The organism is Butyrivibrio sp. Su6, assembly GCF_900108105.1.
Taxonomy (GTDB): Bacteria; Bacillota; Clostridia; order Lachnospirales; family Lachnospiraceae; genus Butyrivibrio.
The window spans coordinates 93,820-113,388 of sequence record NZ_FNUR01000011.1 but is presented as its reverse complement, the minus strand read 5'-3'; the positions used below and the strand labels follow the sequence as shown (position 1 = coordinate 113,388).

Here is a 19,569-nt window from a genome sequence, read left to right as displayed (position 1 = left end):
AGGGAATATGAGAAAGAGTACAAGCAATAAAGTATTATCTGCAGTTCTCTTAGCAGCAACATCTGTAACAATGCTTGCAGGATGTGGCGGAGCAGCTACACCAAGCACATCAGCAGATACTACTGAGAGTTCACAGGCTGAAGCTTCAGTTGCAGAGACTGCTACTGCAGAAGCTACAACAGCAGAAAACGTAGAAATTTCAGGCTATTCAGAAGCACCTATGCTTGCAGAGCAGGTAACTGCAGGAACACTACCTGCAGTAGAGGAAAGAATTCCTAATGCGGACAACATTTTTGTTGAGACAGCAGATGCTACCGGTGCAAAGATCGAGATTGGTAATTATGGTGGGGTTATCAATCTTGCAGGCGCAGGCGGCGGTTGGGGATTATCAAGACCTACTCTTGAGTCTATCATCCGTTACAACACAGACGGATCTTACTATCCAAACGTTATTAAATCTTTTGAATATAATGATGACTATACAGAATGGACCTTCAAATTAAGAGAAGGCATGAAGTGGTCAGACGGCGAGCCATTCACAGCTGACGATATCACATTCTGGTACTACATGTGCCACCTTTCAAATTTCGACAGCAAGAAGAACGGCTGGTCAGCACTTAAGGAAGAAGTAGATGGAGAGGATGCATTTGCAACTCTTAAGAAGGTTGATGATTACACAGTAACATGGACATTCGTTAATCCAAAGTATCCTGCTGACTTCATCGAGAACGGCGACTTTAAATGGTGCTGGGCTCCAGCTCATTACTTAAGCGACCTTATCCCTGATTCTGAGGACTTCCCATATGTTGAGAATGAGTACTGGCAGAGCACAGGCCTTACAGAGGAAGAAGTTCTTGCAAACGCTCAGAAAAAGAACATTGATGCAGCAACAGTTAAGGATTTAGGAAAAGCAGTAGCTTACAACTTCTGGAACACATCAGGAGTTCCTACACTTAACTCCTTCGTTCTTTCAACTGTTCCCGGAAACAGCTCAAAGGATGACACACTTTGCATCATGGATCGTAACCCATACTTCTGGAAAGTAGATGCAGCAGGCAATCAGCTTCCATATGTTGATGCACTTCACTTCAATACAACTTCAGAAGACGGACAGGATCTTCTTATGTTCCGTTCAGGCGAGCTTGACATCATCACAATTGCTATGCAGGATATTGCAGCAACAAAGGCTGACCTTGGTGATGCAGCAGAGATCCGTGAATGGGGAACAACAAACTGGGGTAGCTACCAGATCACATTTAACTACACAAATACAGACAAGAATTATGCAGATCTTTTTGCTAACAAGGACTTCCGTGAGGCAATGTCAATCTGCGTAGACAGAGCACAGGTATCACAGCTTCTTACAGATGGATTCCTTGAGCCTGGTCAGGCAGCTCCTGCAGAAGGCAACGTTGGTTATGACGCTGAGTGGGAGACAAAGTGGACTGAATATGATGTTGAAAAGGCACAGAGCCTTCTTGAAGGATGCGGACTTGTAAAGGGATCTGACGGTTTCTATGATTTTGCCGATGGTTCAGACCTCATGATCACATTCCTTGCATATGATGGCGGCGCTGATGAGTCTTATCCTGTATTCGAGCAGTACTACAAGGCAGTAGGTATCAACTGCGCACTTAAGAACCTTGAAGTTTCAGCATTTGATGAGACAATCGACAACAATGACTGGGTTGCTGTAATGGGACCTCATACATCTATCGGCGGTGCTTCACTTAAGGATAGAGCGGCTCCATTTGTTCCTATCGCTCAGGCAGCTGAATGGTATGGCGAGTATGGTACATACTATGCAACAAAGGGTGCACAGGGTGTTGAACCTACAGGTGATATGGCTAAGCTCGTTGAGCTTTATGACAAGTGGCGTCTTACATCTGATGAGACTGAAAGAGAAGGCTATCAGGCTGAGATTTTCAATATCCACAAAGAAAATCTCTGGTCAATTGCATACCTTAAGGCAGAGAATTCTTACGAGATCATTTCTTCAAAGCTTAAGAACTATGCAGATGGTCTTGTATGGGCTGACTGCTATCAGTACGCAAACATGGCTCATTATGAAGTAATGTTTAAGGCAGAGTAATTCTGGGGACAACACAGTAGTATTATTTAAAATAGTACCGGAGGCGTGGTTGGTTTCCACGTCTCCGGATTTTTAAGGAAAGGGACATTTCTAATGGAGGAAAAAGTGGCAAAAAGGAGTTTTGGGGACAGTCTTAAGGCCTTTTTTCAGAAGGATCTTGTTCAGTACATCATCAAGCGTGTACTCATGTTCATTCCAACAATTCTTTTAATCTCAATCTTGGTTTTCTTCGTTATTCAGCTTCCTCCGGGAGACTATGTATCCGCGCATATAGCGGCGCTTGCAACCGAGGGTGAATTAGTAGATGCAGATTATGCGGCATCAATGAGAGCAGACTATGGACTTGATCTGCCTGTTTGGCAGCAGTATTTAAAGTGGGTAAAAGATATTATCTGGACCCCTACAGATTCAGCGTATTACAGACTTTATCATTCACATCACAACTGGAAATATTCTTTTGCATACGGAAGAGATGTGTGGAGTGTAGTTAATGACAGACTGGGGCTGACGATCGGCGTAACAGCTATCATCATGCTGTTCCAGTACCTGGTTTCTATACCTATAGCGGTATATGCAAGTACTCATCAGTATTCCGTTGGCGATTACATATCAGCCATAATCGGATTCTTAGGTACTGCCATACCGAACTTTATTTTGGCAATTGTGCTTATGTATCTCTCCTATAAATGGACGGGGAATGCCAACGTAGGCCTTTTCAGTCAGGAGATGTTACAAAACGGCGTTCATTTATACAATTTTGGAGACTTCTTAAAAAGAATGATCATCCCTATTATCGTTATTGGTACAAGCGGAACCTGCGGAATCATCCGTTCAGTGAGAGCCCAGATGCTCGACGAGGTTGCGCAGCAGTACACACTTACAGCAAGAGCTAAGGGTGTTCCTGAAGGAAAGATCATCATGAAGTACTGCTTCAGAGCAGCTATAAACCCTACTGTATCAGGCCTTGGCGGAGTTCTTTCAAGCCTGTTCTCAGGATCTACAGTAACAGCTCTTGTGCTTAACATGCAGATCCAGGGACCTGTACTTTATAAGGCCCTTCAGTCTCAGGATATGTACCTTGCAGGTGCAATCGTTATGATCCAGGCAGTCCTGGTTGTTATCGGAGTTCTTTTGTCTGATATAGCCCTCGCCTTCCTTGATCCAAGAATCAGATATTCAGGAGGTAACAGATAATGGCAAAGCGTACTAAGTCAAAAGAAGATTATTATCTTGCCTCCCAGTGGACCTTGATGGCAAGAAAGCTTAAAAAGCATAAACTTGCTCAGGTTTCATTTATTATTTTGGCAGTTCTTTACATTGGAGCACTGTTTGCAGACTTCCTTGCACCATATTCACTTGATGAGTTTGACGGCCTGTACAGGAATTCAGCTCCCACAGAGATCTACACTATTTTCAACGACGAGCATGTAGGACCACACGTTTACAAGCTTGAAAAGACAATTGATAAAAAGACATTTGAAGTAAAACTTGAACCAGATCTTTCTGAATACTACAAGATTGAATGGTTTGTTCACGGAACTGAATATAAGATATTAGGTCTTTTCCCATGTGACCTTCATCTCTTTGGTGTTGGAGAAGGTTCAAATGGAGGAACTGGAGCAAAAATATTCCTCTTCGGAGCAGATTCACTTGGACGAGATATCTTTTCCAGAGTGCTGTTGGGAGCAAGGATTTCACTTTCAATCCCATTTGCCAGCGCATTCATAAGCTTTTTCCTGGGTGTCGCTATTGGTTCGATTTCAGGATATTTTGGTGGTGTTATAGATATCATAATTCAGAGAATAATAGAGGTTATCGGAGCTGTGCCTCAGATCCCACTGTGGATGGCGCTCTCAGCAGCTATCCCTGCAGGAATCTCTACAGTTAAGATGTATTTCTACATGACGATCATTCTTTCCTTCATTAACTGGACAGGAATGGCCAGAGTAGTAAGAGGTAAGTTCCTTTCACTTAAGAATGAAGATTACGTTATGGCTGCAAGAATCTCAGGCGTATCAACATGGAAGATAATCTGGAAGCATCTTGTTCCGGGCTTTATGAGCTATCTTATCGTATCCCTGACTCTTGGAATTCCGGGATCCATCGTAGGTGAGACATCAATGTCATATCTTGGCCTTGGTATCAAGTCACCTGCAACAAGCTGGGGCGTTCTTCTTCAGGAAGCCAGCTCAGTAACAGATGTGGCAGCAAACCCACACAAGCTTATTCCAATTATTTTCGTTACTATCACAGTTTTGGCATTTAACTTCCTTGGCGATGGAATGAGAGATGCAGCTGATCCATACAAGTAATCGGGAGGAACCTATGGAAAAAGATAACATTATAGAAGTAAAGGACCTCCATGTAGACATAAAGATGATGGAAGGTACTCTTACACCTGTAAGAGGAGTAAACTTCGAAATAAAGCGCGGCGAGACCCTTGGACTTGTTGGAGAGTCAGGCTGCGGCAAATCAATCACATGCAAATCAATTCTTGCGATCAATGACAGAAAGTGCACACCTCACGGCGAGATCATGTTCAGAAATGAGGATGACACTGAAGTGGATATTCTTAAGATGGATCCTAAGGGAAAAGAAATAAGAAATATCCGTGGAAAGCAGATTTCAATGATATTCCAGGAGCCAATGGTGGCTTTTTCACCTATGTACACCATCGGAAACCAGATTACTGAGGCAACTCTTTTGCATATAACTAAGGATAAAAAGAAGGCAAAAGAGATTTCTCTTGAGGTAATGAGAAAAGTTGGAATCGCAAATGTGGAAAAGAGATACAATCAGTATCCACACGAGTTCTCCGGCGGTATGCTTCAGAGAGCACTCATAGCAATGGCGCTTGTATGTAATCCAAAGCTTTTGATCGCTGATGAACCTACAACAGCTCTTGATGTGACAATTCAGGCTCAGATCCTTGAACTGATGAAGGAGCTTCAAAAAGAGTTCAACATGGCTATTCTGTTCATCACACACGACCTGGGAGTAGTTGCAAGGATGTGCGACAGAGTGGCAGTTATGTACCTTGGAAAAGTTGTAGAAACAGGCGATTCCAAGACAATATATGCAAATCCTCAGCACCCATATACTCGTGGACTTATGGGATCAGTTCATAAGATTGGCGGAAGAAAAGATGAGAGATTGTTCTCAATTGAAGGAACAGTGCCGCTTGCCATGAACCTTCCAAAACAGTGCGGATTCTATGACAGATGCGACTGCAGGATTGAGGGACTTTGCGATAAGGCAGAGCCTGAACTTGTTGAGATAGAGCCCGGACATAAGATTGCATGCTTTAACTGCTCTAATCCTGCTTGCCAGGCACACAGAGCTGAAGTAGAAAAGAAGCTTGCAGAAGAGGCAGCAAATCCTGTTGAGCCAGATGAGGGAGGAAAAAAGCGTGGAAAAAGATAATATTTTAGAAGTAAAGCATCTCCACAAGCGCTTTACCTCCAAGAATGTCACTGTTAAGGCAGTTACAGATGTTTCTTTTAGCGTAAGAGAAGGAGAGACAATAGGTATTGTTGGAGAGTCCGGCTGTGGAAAGACAACTCTTGGAAGATGCATTGTAAGAGCATATGATGCCTCAGAGGGAGAGGTCTTTTATCGCACAGAATCAGGAGAAGAAGTAGATTTCCTGAAAGTTGATAAAAAGAAGATGAAGGGAATTCGCAAGGAGATCCAGATGATCTTCCAGGATCCGTATTCATCTCTTGACCCAAGAATGACCGTACTTGATATCATAAAGGAGCCTCTAAAGGCCAACTACCCCAAGATGCCTGACAGCCAGATGGATCAGATGGCAAAAGAAATGGCAGAGAAAGTAGGCCTTAATCCTGCTTATCTTATGAGATATCCACATGCATTTTCAGGCGGTCAGAGACAGCGTATCGGTATTGCAAGAGCGCTGGTAATAAAGCCCAAGATCATTGTTTGTGATGAGGCGGTTTCAGCTCTTGACGTTTCAATCCAGGCGCAGGTAATAAATCTTCTTAAGGATTTACAGAAAGAAATGAAGCTCACTTATATCTTCATTTCCCATGACTTGTCTGTAGTTGAGCATATATCTGACAGAGTTGGTGTTATGTACCTTGGCAAAATGGTTGAATACGGCGAGACAGAGCAGATCTTCACACATCCAAAGCACCCATATACAGAGGCTTTGATGTCAGCAGTTCCTGTTGCAGATCCAAACTTTATCCAGGAGAGAATACCTCTTAGGGGAGAGATTCCTAACCCGGCTAATCCACCAAGTGGATGCTATTTCCACACACGTTGCAGATATTGCACTGAAAAGTGTAAGGAGTGTACTCCTGAGTATTTTGAGATTGAAAAGGGACACTTTGTAGCCTGCAGTCTTGCAAATGAATTAAGCCTTCGCGGTTTTAGTTATGAGGAAACAAAATAATTAGTATCATAGTTTTGGGGCAGATGAACAAAAGTTTATCTGCCCTTTTTGTGCATATTTTTGGCCAAAACAAAAAATGCAATGTTTTAGAGTAATAATAGCAAATTTAATATAGTTTCTTATTCATGACATGGTTAAAATAATTATATACAATGATAAAGTATTAAAGACTTATCATTATATAGATAACAGTTATAGCTTTTGGGGATAGGAAAGAAAAAATGAAAAAAGAGAAGAAGGGTAAAGTAAAAGTCTATTTAAGAAATAACTGGCAGCTGTATCTTATGCTGATAATTCCGGTTATCTATATGATTCTTTTCAAGTACAAACCAATGCTCGGAGTAATAGTAGCATTTAAGAAGTTCAACGTATTTAAAGGCATCTGGAACAGCCCATGGATTGGACTTGCGAACTTCAAAGAGGCCTTTACATCAAAGGATTTCTGGAGTGCACTGAAGAATACTCTGGTATTGAACATTGGTGATCTTATTATTGGATTCCCATTTCCGATTTTCTTGGCAATCTTTTTAAATGAGCTGAGAAGTGAAGGCGTAAGAAAGACAACACAGACACTTTTGTATCTGCCTAACTTCCTTTCATGGGTTATCATTTCAGGTATTGTTACACAGCTCTTTTCAAATTCAGGACTTGTTAACAACCTTATCGTAGCACTTGGTGGCGAGAGTGTATCATTCCTTAGCAACTCATTTATCTGGAGATTTGTATACTGGATCATGGGTGTATGGCAGGGCGCAGGCTACTCACTTATCGTTTATCTCGCAGCACTTATGGCGGCAGATGCTTCACTTGGTGAGGCTGCTTATATCGACGGAGCTACAAGACTTCAGAGAATATGGCATGTTACATTGCCTCAGATTTCATCTACAATAACAGTTCTTCTTATCATGCAGATCGGAAGACTTGTAAACATCAGTTTTGACAGACCATATATGATGGGAAATACCCTGGTAAGAGACGCTTCTGATGTTATCAGTACTTACGTTTATTCAGTTGGTCTTGCGGCAGGAAGATTCGATTTCGCTACAGCTGTAGGTCTTTTCCAGACAGTTGTCGGAATAGTTCTTGTCTTTGCAGCTAACGCTGTTATCAAGAAAATGGGACAGGAGGGAATCATGTAATGAGTGCCATCAATAGTAAAAACGAGAGAATATTCCAGTTCTGCTGGACAGCATTTTTCATAATAATCACATGTATAGCAATGGTTCCTATTCTTCGAGTGCTTGCTGTATCACTCAGTGGAAAGAACGCGATTCTTGCAGGTAAAGTATTTATCTTACCTGTTGATCTTACTACAGAAGCTTATACAAGAGCACTTCAGAGCGGAAGCTTTGTAAATGCTTTCTGGTATTCAATAGTTCTGATGCTTGCATCAACTGTTATAAATCTTCTTATGACTGTTCTTGCTGCTTACCCTCTTTCAAAGAAAGGGCTTGTAGGCGGAAAGATAATTATGACACTGTTCGTTCTTACGATGTATTTACACCCCGGTGTAATTCCTGAGTACTTGAACGTAAGAGATTTCAAGATGATCGATACAGTCTGGGCACTTATTATTCCAGGGGCACTGAGTGCTTATAACATGATCATCATGTGCAACGCATTTAAAGGAATTGATGAAGCCATCTATGATGCAGCCAAGATTGACGGATGCAGTGAGGCGAGATGTCTTATAAGTGTTATTCTTCCACTTGTTTATCCTACACTTGCAACACTTGGTCTTTTCTATGCAGTAGGAAGATGGAATGGAATCAGCGATGTTCTCTATTACATCAACTCATCCAAGTACTTCACAGTACAGATGGTGCTTAAGCAGTTCGTTGAGTCCATCAATGTATCTGTAGAAGAGGGACTTCAGACTAACCTTGTAGCAGAAAACATCAAGGCAGCCAGCATTGTAATTTCAATGCTCCCTATGCTTATCGTATATCCATTCGTTCAGAAATTCTTTACAAAAGGAATTATGGTGGGAGCGGTAAAGGGCTAACTACCTTATTAAAAGAATGTAACTCTAAGCGAGTTCAGATTTTATTTTCTAAAAGGAGGATTCAAATGAAAAAGAAACTATTGGCAACACTTCTTAGCGCAGCTATGGTAGTAGGCGCAATGACAGGCTGCGGCAGCTCATCAGGCACAACAACACAGACTGATACTACAACAACTACAGACAATGCAACTCAGACAACTGATGCAACTGCTACTACAGAGGCCCCAGCAGAGGATCTTAAGGGCGATGAAGTAGATATCACAGTTATGGTATGGGACAGAGGAAATGCTGCACCTAACACAACAACTGAAGATAACGCACTTACACAGTGGATCCAGCAGCAGATGAAAGATCTTTACAACATTAACGTTTCATACGTTTCTGTTCCAAGATCAGAGTCAGATGACAAAGTTAACATTATGATGTCAGGTGGAACAGCTCCTAATATCGTAATGACATATTCACAGGATCTTTTCTACAATTACGCATCAAGCGGAGCTTTAAGAGATCTTTCAGATCTTTACAAGCAGTATGGTTCAAACATTGAGCAGTACTGTGGCGAAGCGCAGACAGGTATCGCTGATCTTGGTGATCAGAAGTTCGCTGTTATGAAACAGAGAGGAACAGAAAATGCCCGTCACACAGCTTATATCCGTAAGGATTGGCTTGATCAGCTCGGAATGGATGTTCCTAAGACCAAAGAAGAACTTGGCAAGTACCTTTATGCTGTAAAGGATGCAGGACTTGGAACACCTTGGGGCATGAGCGGACGTGCTGATACAGAGAAGATGTATCTTAACTTCCTTGGATCTTATGTAGATATTCCAGATGACAAGTTTGCTTACACATACGCTGAAGCATACATGGCAGTTGCTCCGGGATCAAAGGATGGTCTCAAGCAGCTCAATACATGGTACAACGATGGTCTTATCACTCAGGACTTCCCAACAGATACAGATGAGTCTGTATTCCTTGCAGATGTAGCAAACGGCAAGATTGGATTTGTTCTTGATGACACAACACATATTTGGGATTCAACAGCAGTTCTCAACACAACACTTGGTGCTGAAGATGCTTCATTCATCCCTGTACAGTGCTTCGATCTTCCAGACGGATCATACAGAACACCTTATGAGTACAGATATGCTATGTTCGTAATGATTCCTCAGGAGACAACTTCTGATGAGCAGGCAGTAGCATGCATGAAGTACCTCAACTGGCTTGCAGATCCAGCAAACGCAGTTCAGGTTCGTTACACACCAGACCTCACATACAACGATCTTGGCGTAGCTGTAGAGCCTTCATCAGCTGACAAGGAAGCTAAGGGATATCCTGGAACATGTGATGACCTTTGCATCATGAACCTCAACTTTGACTGGGTAAACAACTACGATACAATGGCAGAGTCAAACTACCAGACACAGGAGCAGGATTGGGCTTCAGTTGACTGGTACAAGAACTACTACACAGTTTGCCAGACTGGTAAGTATCGTTTCCCTGTATACGGATATGTTTCTGATGAGCAGGCTACATACGGAACAGATATAAAGAACAAGATGCTTTCATTTGTTTACACATGTATCTGTGCTCCTGCAGATCAGTTTGAATCTGTTTACGAGAGCGGATATCAGGAACTTGTTAATTCAGGACTTCAGAAGATCCTTGATTCAAGAGCTGCATACTACGATTCAATCAACTGATATATAAATACTTAGAGAAGGTATGTATATATAAAGGAGGGGCTGTCTAACGGCAGCCCCTTTACAATGCAAAAAGTAAAAAGCTTATCGGATATGCGATGACATAGATATGATATATAATAATATTATAGGGGTTATGTGAATTAGAATGTGAGGAGGAAAGTATGGAGATAGTAAGAGCAAAAGATTATGGCGAACTTAGCAGAAAGGCTGCTAACATACTGGCATCACAGATTATTTTGAAACCGGACAGTGTTCTTGGGCTTGCAACTGGTTCTTCACCAATAGGGTTGTATGAGCGCCTTGTAGAGATGTACAAGGCTGGAGATTTGGATTTTTCTTTGGTAAGGACAGCTAATCTTGATGAATACGTAGGTCTTGATCCACAAAATGATCAGAGCTACAAATACTTTATGAATTCAAACCTTTTTTCAAAGGTTAATATAGATTTAAACAACGTCAATATTCCCGATGGGACCAACAAAGATGCGGAAGGCGAGTGTGACCGTTATGAGAAGGCTATTGAGGCTTTGGGAGGAATTGATCTGCAGCTCCTTGGAATAGGTAATAACGGCCATATAGGATTTAATGAGCCGGCAGATTTTTTCCCGGTCAAAACACATATCGTTGATCTTACAGAGAGCACAATAGAGGCAAACAAGAGATTTTTTGCAGATGTATCTATGGTGCCTCGCCAGGCATATACAATGGGAATCGGAACTATCATGAAAGCTAAAAAAATCGTGATGGTTGCAAATGGTGAAAAGAAGGCATCAATTATCAAAGAAGCTTTTTTTGGCAAGATAACACCGCAGGTTCCTGCATCTATACTTCAGCTTCATCCTGACTTTACGCTTGTTGCTGATGAAGCAGCGCTGTCGCTGATCTGAAAGCTGGTGACAGACGTGAAAAATCCTTTACTTAGACTTAGAGAAATGCAGGGGTATATCGGAAGTGCAGAAAAAATGGCAGCAGAGCACATCCTTAGTGACCCCAACATTGTAATTGAAAATGGAATAAGGGAGCTGGCAAAAGAGGTATATGTTTCACCTGCAACTATCGTGAGACTTACAAAGCATCTTGGCTTTGATGGCTATAAGGAGTTCAGACAGGCTGTTCTTTACGAGCTTGCGCAGTACAACGGTAAGCAGCGGGATAATGGCGATAGCATAAGAAAAGATGACAGCATAAAAACTATTATCGATAAGACAACAAGCAGAAACATCATGACTCTGCAGGAGACTCAGCAGCTTTTGGATGTGGACAGGGTTGAAGAGTGTACAAAGCTTATAGCTGATGCCAGGTGCCTTAGAATGTTCGGAATGGGAGCTTCTTTATGTGTAGCAGAAGATGCTTACCTCAAATTTTTGCGAGTTAATAAGCTGTGTCTGATAGCTCAGGACTGGCATTCTCAATATCTTATTGCCAAAAATTCCCAGCCTGAGGACGTAGCTATTTTTATTTCTTATTCCGGTGAGACATCAGAAATGATCAAATGTATGGAAGCGATAGGGATAAACCACACTCCCAGCATTCTTATAACACGATTCGCCCCTTCGACTATGTCAAAAATGGCGGACCATGTGCTCTACACTCCTGCCAGCGAGTCTCTTTTCAGAAGTGGGGCAACTTCTTCCCGAATGGCACAACTTAATATCGTAGATATTCTCTTTACCGCCTATGCTACGGCAAATTATGACTATTGCATAAGTCAGATAAATTCCACCCATATAGAAAAGAATTCTGAAAACTGACGCGGCAACCGAAAAGTTACAGAATATGAAACAATGTTTCGTAATGATGTAACATTGTTGAAAAAGTGTTATCAAAGGTCTAACATTTAGTTAAGGTATTTGTTTCGGGATTCAAGTTATATCCATATAAGGAGGGAATGTATGAAAGTAAAAAAGGTATTGGCATCGGTTTTGTCTGTGGCAATGATTTCAAGCCTTGTGGCATGTGGCAATGCTGCTACAGAGACCCAGACAGCTGGAAGTGAGACCCAGCAGGCAGAAACAAAAACTGAAGAGGCTAAGGCTGAGGAGACAGCAGCTGCTTCTGATGTTACAGACACGATCACAATTATGGTTCCACCAATTACGGGAGACTATGTTGATCTTTTAGGGGGATGGATAAGCGAATTTAATAAAGAATATCCCAACATCACAATTGATGTTATATCAACAAGCTGGGATGATCACACAGAAAAACTCACAACAATGGCACTCGCCGGCGAAGCTCCTGATATTGCAGAAGTAAGCTATGCAGCTATAGGTTCTTATGTAGAGAACGGAACAGCAATTGATATCTCTAAGTACATAGATCCTGAAAGACTTGCAGACTATGATCAGAATGCGCTGGATTATATGACTCTTGAGGGAACTCTCTATGGACTTCCACTTTATATCACAATTCAGGCCCTTGGCGGAAACAGAGAGATGCTCGAGGCTGCAGGCGCAGATGTTACCAAGATTCAGACCAGTGGCTGGACATATGATCAGTTCCTGGATGTTATCAAAAACGGAACAACAAGTGACCGCTTTGGTTTTGTATTTGCCAACGCAGGCGCAACAACACAGGACTTCATAAATATTTTTGGTGTAGCAGCAGGAATTACTTCAAGCTTCACACAGGATCTTAAGTATTCTTATACATCAGACAATATGCTTTCACTTCTTGAAGCTGTTGAGACAATGACATCCTCAGGTTATATGCCTAACTACGCTGTAGAAGCAGGCCAGAGACTTGTAATGCTTCAGACAGGCCAGACAATGCTTACAGGTAAGGCAATGCCTCTTTTTGAAAACAATATCAAGAGAAATATTGAGAAGATGCAGGCAAAAGACCCTGAGGCAGTTGAGGGAACAATTGAGATGGAATATGTATTCCTTCCTGTTCCAACAATGGACAATGCAACAGCATCAGTATTTGGTACAGTTGACGGAATGATCGCACTCAGAAACAACAACACAACTGATGAGCACCTTCAGAATGTTCTCAAGTTCATGGATTTCCTTTGCTCAGGTGAAAGAGCTGCAACTGTAGATAACGCTGTATATCTTACAGGTGTTTGCGAATCAGCTAGAAAGGCACAGGAAAGCTTCGAGCTTGATCAGTCAGATGAGAACGCAGCAGCTGTAGCATATGCTATTTCTAAGGTTGTTGCACCTCCTACAGGTATTTCTGCAGAGCAGAGTGCTAACGCAAAGACAATGATGGATGAGACAATCGTTCCTAAGTTCCAGGCACTTCTTGCAGGCGAGACAACTGCTAAGGATGTGTATGATGCAATCTGCACAGAAGCATATAAGCTCTTTGGCGAAGAGAACTGTGCATCCGGCTGGATCAAATAAATAAATCAAGACCACATGAAAATGTGAAAAGCCCCTCCCGCCGAGAGCAGGTGGGGCTTTCTTAAAAGGAGTGCAACCCTTGAAAAAGCAGGAAATACAAAAAAAGAATCTTTCAAAGCCAAGATATCATATGGCAGACAACATAAGCGGATGGGGATTTATAGGTGTGGCAGTAGCTGTATTCGTGATCTTTACCCTTTATCCTGTGATATCCGCGGTGATTACCAGTTTTCAGGAATATAAGCCATTCGGTTCTGAATTTGTTGGATTTGAAAACTACATAACAGCATTGGGAAACGACCTATTTTGGAAGTCCATCAAGAACACTCTTGTTTATACAGTGGTTGTCATTCCGCTGTCTCTGATACTTTCATTTTCAATAGCGATCATGATAGTTCCTTTTACAAAGAGTGTGCAGTCAGTGTTCAAAGGAATCTACTATCTGCCTGGAATAGCTTCAGGTGTAGCAATCTCAGTTGTATGGCTTTGGCTCTATGATGCCTCTCCAAATGGAATATTCAACAGAGTACTGGCTCTTTTTGGAGCAACATCACAGAACTGGCTTTCGTCAAGTAAGACTGCCATGCTTTCGCTGATCATTATGGCTCTTTTATCAAGTCATGGTGCAAATATCATCATATACATTGCGGCACTTCATGGTATTGATAACACATATTATGAAGCGGCTGAAATGGACGGAGCGAAGTTTTTCCAAAAGATCAGATATATCGTGCTTCCTATGTGCAGACCTACCACATTATTTCTTTTGGTAACGGGCGTGATCGGATCTTTTCAGGTGTTCATGAATGCCTACATGATGACAGGTGGAGGTCCGGATAATAATACAACCATGATCGGACTGCTGATATTTAACAATGCATTTACCTATGGAAAATATGGACTTGCATGCGCCCAGGCGATCTTGCTGGCAATTGTTATAGCAGCACTTACAACACTCCAGTTTAAGTTAATGGGAGAAGATATTGAGTATTGACATATTAGGGGAAAGCAAAAATGGCAACTGGACTTTATTCTCAACATCTACATAATAGAAGTATTTTTTACATAAGAAATTCTCTGATCGCAGTCTTTTTGATCGCGTTTGCAGCAGTATCACTGTTCCCAATTGTATATATGTTTGCGTGGTCGTTTGGACCTGCTATCGAATCTGCATCCACGTCCTACAACATTTTTCCGGGAAGGTGGTCGTTTGATTCCTATAAGGCATTTATAAGCTTTAGCAATTATTCGCTGAAGTGGATCTGGAACAGTATTATTGTGGCAACCTTTACTGTACTTGGAAATGTTATCTTTGCCGGAATGGCAGGTTATGCATTTTCAAAAATCAAATTCAGAGGCAGGAGTTTTCTGTTTTTTGTAATACTGCTTTCAATGATGATACCTTATCAGGTTACGCAGGTACCGCTTTATATTTTAATAGTAAAAAACTTCCATATGACAAACACATACCCCGCGCTGATACTTCCGGGGATGTGCACAGCCTACAACATTTTTATGGCTAAACAGTTTTTTCAGGGAATTCCAACCGCGCTTATTGAAAGTGCAAAAATTGAAGGATGCAGTCAGCTTATGATCTTCAACAAAATAATCCTTCCTTTATCAAAGACAATTCTGTCAGTAATGGCAATAAACACGTTCCTGAATTCGTGGAACACTTTCTTTTGGCCATTTCTGGTTACGTCAAAAGAAGAAATGTACACAATCCAGGTAGGACTTAAGACATTTAAGTTTGCCAATGGCTCTCTTTTGTCACCGATGATGGCAGGAGCCTGCATTTCAGTAATACCTATGTTTGTATTGTTTTTCTCTTTACAAAAATACTTTTTGGAAGGCGTCACAGTTGGCGCAGTAAAAGGCTGATATAAGGAGCAGGTTATAAATGGATCTTTCTAATATAGCAACAGAGCAAAGAAATGAGAGAACGGAGCATATCGACAGACTTGATACATTGGAGATGGTAAAACTCATCAACAGTGAAGATAAGCAGGTAGCATATGCAGTTGAAAAAGTATTGCCACAGGTTGCAGAGGCAATTGAAAGTGCTGCGGAGCGGTTGAAAGTTGGCGGAAGGCTAATATACGTTGGATGCGGCACATCAGGGAGATTGGGAATCCTGGATGCAGTTGAGTGCCCTCCGACTTTTTCAACGGACCCATCAATGGTGCTGGGGCTGATTGCCGGTGGAACTACTGCTATCTTTTCAGCTGTGGAAGGGGCAGAGGATTCCTATGAACTTGGGGCAAAAGACCTGGAGGAGAAAAGATTATCTGACAGAGACCTGGTAGTAGGGCTTGCTGCTTCAGGCAGAACTCCTTATGTTATCGGCGCTATGAAGTATGCGCGAAGCATTGGCTGCAAAGTGGTAGGTGTGACAAGCTGTCCCGGTTCTGAAATAGATGAACTTGCAGATATAGGCATTGCGCCCGAGACAGGGCCTGAAGTAATAACAGGTTCTACCAGGTTAAAGAGCGGTACTGCTGAGAAAATGATATTGAATATGATATCCACAGGCACCATGATAAAACTTGGAAAAGTATATGGTAACCTGATGGTTGATGTTAAGGCTTCGAATGAAAAACTTGTAAACAGATGCGAGACCATAGTTCAGAGGGCAACAGGTGTTACGAGAGAAGTGGCTGTTGAAACTCTGAAAAAATGCGATTATAAGCCAAAGGTAGCTATAGTCATGATAAAGAAGGGCGTTGAAGCTGATAAAGCACAGAGCATACTGGCTGATGCGGGAGGAATAATATCGGATGCACTGTCAGAGTGAACTTGCGATTGGCTTAATGAGCGGCACATCCATGGACGGGATTGATGCGGCGCTTGTTAAGATATCACAGGACAATAGCTCAGTAGAAGCTGAGCTTTTAGAATTTGAATGTTATCCCTATTCGGAAGAGGTAAAAGAAACATTGTTATCTCTTTCGAAGGGAACTAGTGGCGGAACCAGAGAAATATGCCTTATGCAGGAGCTCCTTGGGAAACTCTATGCAGACGCATGTGTCAGTTTATGCCGGAAAGCGGGTGTGGATAAGCATGATATTTCTTTTGTCGGGTGCCATGGTCAGACCCTGTGGCATCAGCCAAAAGCCGTAGCTTATCTGGGTAATACAATAAGAGGAACACTTCAGATTGGAGATCCTGGTTTTATCTGCGAAAAAATGGGATGTCCTGTGGTCAGTGATTTTAGACCAAGGGATATGGCAGCAGGTGGACAAGGGGCTCCAATTGTGCCATATACAGAATTTCTTTTGTATAGAGAAGATAAAGATGTGGCGCTGCTAAATATTGGTGGGATATCCAATATTACCATTCTTCCGGCAAAGGGTAGGATTGATGATGTTGTAGCTTTTGACACCGGTCCTGGGAATTTACTTATAGACCAGATGGTAAAGGACTACACTCAGGGCGAAAAAGCCTATGACGAAGGCGGTAAAATAGCACTTTCAGGGCAAGCTTCGAAAGCTCTTTTGGACCATATGATGCAGGATGATTACCTTAAGATTGCTCCGCCGAAATCAACGGGAAGAGAGCATTACAATTCTGATTTCGTAAAAGATATATATGAGTTTTGCACCACTAATAATATCAGTAAAGTTGACATGATCGCGACAGTAAGCAGGTACACAGCGGAATGTGTATATCATTCAGTTAGAGAGTTCTCCTCTGTTTATCCTTCAAAGCTCATTGTAAGCGGAGGCGGCGCACACAATGAGGCAATCATGACATATTTAAAAGAGCTGTTTTTGGATTGCCGGGTGATGAAGGCAGAAGAAGCAGGAATAAATCCTGATGCCAAAGAAGCGGTAGCTATGGCGGTGCTGGCCCATGAGACAATACAGAGGAAATGTAATAATGTTCCATCCGTTACAGGGGCAGATCACCCCGTTATTATGGGTAGGATTACTTACTAGTTAACAGGAGCTTGGAATTACATGGTTTTGTGTGGAGCGGATAGAATAGAAGAATATAGGGATGTATTTCAGGGTGGAAGAGTTGGGCTTATTACAACACCTACAGGAAGGCGTATCGATGGGAAGAGCACTATAGATGCGCTAAAAGAAATCTGTGATCTTCAGGTTCTCTTTGGTGCAGAGCATGGAATACGGGGAGACATCGAGGATGCTGCTACGGTAAAAAACTTCCACGACAAAGCGACAGGACTTCCGGTATATAGCCTCTACGAAGGTCAGAGACGAAGAATGACAGAGGAAATGCTGAATCTTTTTGACATCATCGTCTATGACATACAGGATGTGGGCAGCAGATATTACACCTTTATTTCGTCGCTAAAAAATGTGATAGAGGATTGCGCCAAAAAAGGTAAAAAGATAGTTGTACTGGATAGGCCAGATCCCCTTGGCGGAGTGGTTACGGAAGGAAATATTTTACCCAAAGAGGAGTTTAGCTTTGTCGGCTGCTATTCACTTCCTGTAAGGTATGGCCTTACTCCGGGTGAGTTTGCAAATATGGTCAATGAAGAGGAAAAGCTTGGGGCGGATATAACGGTCATTCCATGCAAGGGCTGGCAAAGAGCAGCTCTTTTTCCTGAAACAGGACTTAACTGGATCATGCCAAGCCCCAATATTCCAACCTTCGAGACAGCACTTGTTTATGTGGGAACCTGCCTTATAGAAGGGACAAATGCATCCGAGGGCAGGGGGACAGCCAATCCCTTTAGCGTCATTGGAGCTTCTTATATCAAGGATCCAGAAAAACTTGCAAAGGAATTCAATAGCTGTAAATTTGATGGCTTTTACGCAACTCCGTATTTCTTTAATCCGTACACTTCCAAGCATGCAGGAAAGTACTGCGGCGGAATTCACATTCATATCACCGACAGAGAAAAAGCAAAGCCTTTTGAAATGGGAATAACGCTGCTTGAAATACTGGATAGAGCATATGATGAATTTGAGTTTTTGCCACCTGTAGCGGGTAGGGATAAGCCCTTTATACAACTACTCTCAGGAATGCCGTTAGATAAAGGCTTTAAGGCAGCAGAAATAATCGAAAAGATAAAACAGGAACAGGCAGAATTTCAGATCAGAAAAAATGAGTTTCATATATATGATTAAGTGGGGACGACTAGATGAGTTTTTATGCTGGAATCGACGGTGGAGGCACCGGCAGCAGATTTGTTTGCGCAGATGAAAATGGAAAAGAGATTTATTCAGGAATAGGACCGGCTCTAAACGGGAATGGGCTTTCCAAGGATTCTTTTATCCAAAATATAATGGAGATAGTAAATAGCATTACTAAAAAAGTTGGAAGCCCTGATGATTGCAAAGGCCTTGCCATAGGACTTGCGGGCATTAGCAATGTGCAGATAAGAGAAGGCTTCGCAGCAGCCATGAGCGAAGCAGGCTTTAGAAATTATAGAATTTATGGGGATCATGAAACAGCATTTTCTGCAGCATTCCCCGAGCAGCATGGAATACTTCTTATTTCAGGCACCGGGAGTCTTTGCTTTGGAAAAAGACCTGACGGAATGAGCGCAAGAGCAGGTGGTTATGGCCATCTCATCGATGATAAGGGCAGCGCTTATGACATATCTATAAGGATCCTTGAGGCGGTAGTAAGGGCAGAGGATGGCCGAGGCGAAAACACAGTGTTCAGGGAACTGGTATTTGAAAGGCTCGGAATCAAAGACATCAGAGAACTGATAGGATACATCTATTCAAAAGACACAAGCAAGGGAGATATTGCGGCACTGGCTCCTTTATTGTCAGAAGGAATAAAACGAGGTGATCCTGTGGCAGTGGCTATAGAGGATGCTGTTGTAGAGGAGCTTAACAGTTTGATCTTTGCAGTGAAAAAAAGGCTTGATTATGGCACCGAGGTGGCTCTTTGGGGAAGTGTTCTTCAAAAGAATGATCATATCAGGGAAAAATTGGAAAAACGAGCAGGATTAAAAATGTTTTTTCCTCAGGAAGACGCATCAGTAGGAGCCCTTAGACTGGCTATGAAAGAGGTTTGAT

The 19,569-nt window shown here is 42.1% G+C and carries 17 protein-coding genes; all 17 read left to right on the top strand.

Annotation, left to right across the window (positions count from 1 at the left end):
- The first annotated feature begins 7 nt into the window (after positions 1-7).
- The 17 genes from C4S54_RS12190 to C4S54_RS12110 all read left to right on the top strand — a co-directional run bounded on the left by C4S54_RS12190 (position 8) and on the right by C4S54_RS12110 (position 19,568).
- The gene (locus C4S54_RS12190) at positions 8-2,092 is read left to right on the top strand and encodes an ABC transporter substrate-binding protein (RefSeq protein ID WP_103869781.1); all 2,085 of its coding nucleotides are present in this window, start codon (positions 8-10) and stop codon (positions 2,090-2,092) included.
- Between the two features lie 105 nt (positions 2,093-2,197).
- Positions 2,198-3,286 (top strand): ABC transporter permease, encoded by a 1,089-nt coding sequence (locus tag C4S54_RS12185; protein WP_242829978.1) that lies wholly within the window; start codon positions 2,198-2,200, stop codon positions 3,284-3,286.
- A complete protein-coding gene (locus C4S54_RS12180; protein WP_022772581.1) occupies positions 3,286-4,404 on the top strand; it encodes an ABC transporter permease in 1,119 nt (372 codons plus the stop codon). The genes C4S54_RS12185 and C4S54_RS12180 overlap by 1 nt, the downstream gene beginning before the upstream one ends.
- Positions 4,405-4,417: 13 nt before the next feature.
- On the top strand, positions 4,418-5,515 hold the full coding sequence (locus tag C4S54_RS12175) for an ABC transporter ATP-binding protein (RefSeq protein WP_103869780.1): 1,098 nt from the start codon (positions 4,418-4,420) through the stop codon (positions 5,513-5,515).
- The gene (locus tag C4S54_RS12170) at positions 5,502-6,509 is read left to right on the top strand and encodes an ABC transporter ATP-binding protein (protein WP_022772578.1); all 1,008 of its coding nucleotides are present in this window, start codon (positions 5,502-5,504) and stop codon (positions 6,507-6,509) included. Before C4S54_RS12175 ends, C4S54_RS12170 begins: the two co-directional genes overlap by 14 nt.
- Before the next feature lie 221 nt (positions 6,510-6,730).
- On the top strand, positions 6,731-7,648 hold the full coding sequence (locus C4S54_RS12165; protein ID WP_103869779.1) for an ABC transporter permease: 918 nt from the start codon (positions 6,731-6,733) through the stop codon (positions 7,646-7,648).
- Positions 7,648-8,514, top strand: coding sequence for a carbohydrate ABC transporter permease (locus C4S54_RS12160; RefSeq protein WP_103869778.1), 867 nt, complete (start codon positions 7,648-7,650; stop codon positions 8,512-8,514). Before C4S54_RS12165 ends, C4S54_RS12160 begins: the two co-directional genes overlap by 1 nt.
- 65 nt (positions 8,515-8,579) lie before the next feature.
- Positions 8,580-10,214 carry an extracellular solute-binding protein gene (locus C4S54_RS12155; protein WP_103869777.1) on the top strand — a complete coding sequence of 545 codons (1,635 nt, stop codon included), beginning with the start codon at positions 8,580-8,582 and terminating at the stop codon, positions 10,212-10,214.
- Between the two features lie 164 nt (positions 10,215-10,378).
- On the top strand, positions 10,379-11,104 hold the full coding sequence (gene nagB / locus C4S54_RS12150; protein ID WP_103869776.1) for a glucosamine-6-phosphate deaminase: 726 nt from the start codon (positions 10,379-10,381) through the stop codon (positions 11,102-11,104).
- A 15-nt stretch (positions 11,105-11,119) separates the two neighbouring features.
- Positions 11,120-11,968, top strand: a complete 849-nt coding sequence (locus C4S54_RS12145) for a MurR/RpiR family transcriptional regulator (protein ID WP_103869775.1) — start codon at positions 11,120-11,122, stop codon at positions 11,966-11,968.
- Between the two features lie 141 nt (positions 11,969-12,109).
- Complete coding sequence (locus C4S54_RS12140; protein WP_103869774.1) at positions 12,110-13,567, top strand: ABC transporter substrate-binding protein; 1,458 nt, start codon at positions 12,110-12,112, stop codon at positions 13,565-13,567.
- 79 nt (positions 13,568-13,646) lie between these two features.
- The gene (locus C4S54_RS12135; RefSeq protein ID WP_022772569.1) at positions 13,647-14,561 is read left to right on the top strand and encodes a carbohydrate ABC transporter permease; all 915 of its coding nucleotides are present in this window, start codon (positions 13,647-13,649) and stop codon (positions 14,559-14,561) included.
- Positions 14,562-14,581: 20 nt separating this feature from the next.
- Positions 14,582-15,448 carry a carbohydrate ABC transporter permease gene (locus C4S54_RS12130; RefSeq protein ID WP_103869773.1) on the top strand — a complete coding sequence of 289 codons (867 nt, stop codon included), beginning with the start codon at positions 14,582-14,584 and terminating at the stop codon, positions 15,446-15,448.
- A gap of 19 nt (positions 15,449-15,467) precedes the next feature.
- A complete protein-coding gene (murQ, locus tag C4S54_RS12125) occupies positions 15,468-16,361 on the top strand; it encodes an N-acetylmuramic acid 6-phosphate etherase (RefSeq protein WP_103869772.1) in 894 nt (297 codons plus the stop codon).
- Positions 16,345-17,505, top strand: a complete 1,161-nt coding sequence (locus tag C4S54_RS12120; protein ID WP_103869771.1) for an anhydro-N-acetylmuramic acid kinase — start codon at positions 16,345-16,347, stop codon at positions 17,503-17,505. The genes murQ and C4S54_RS12120 overlap by 17 nt, the downstream gene beginning before the upstream one ends.
- Positions 17,506-17,526: 21 nt before the next feature.
- The gene (locus C4S54_RS12115; RefSeq protein WP_103869770.1) at positions 17,527-18,666 is read left to right on the top strand and encodes an exo-beta-N-acetylmuramidase NamZ family protein; all 1,140 of its coding nucleotides are present in this window, start codon (positions 17,527-17,529) and stop codon (positions 18,664-18,666) included.
- A gap of 14 nt (positions 18,667-18,680) precedes the next feature.
- Positions 18,681-19,568 carry an N-acetylglucosamine kinase gene (locus C4S54_RS12110; protein ID WP_103869769.1) on the top strand — a complete coding sequence of 296 codons (888 nt, stop codon included), beginning with the start codon at positions 18,681-18,683 and terminating at the stop codon, positions 19,566-19,568.
- Position 19,569 lies beyond the last annotated feature (1 nt).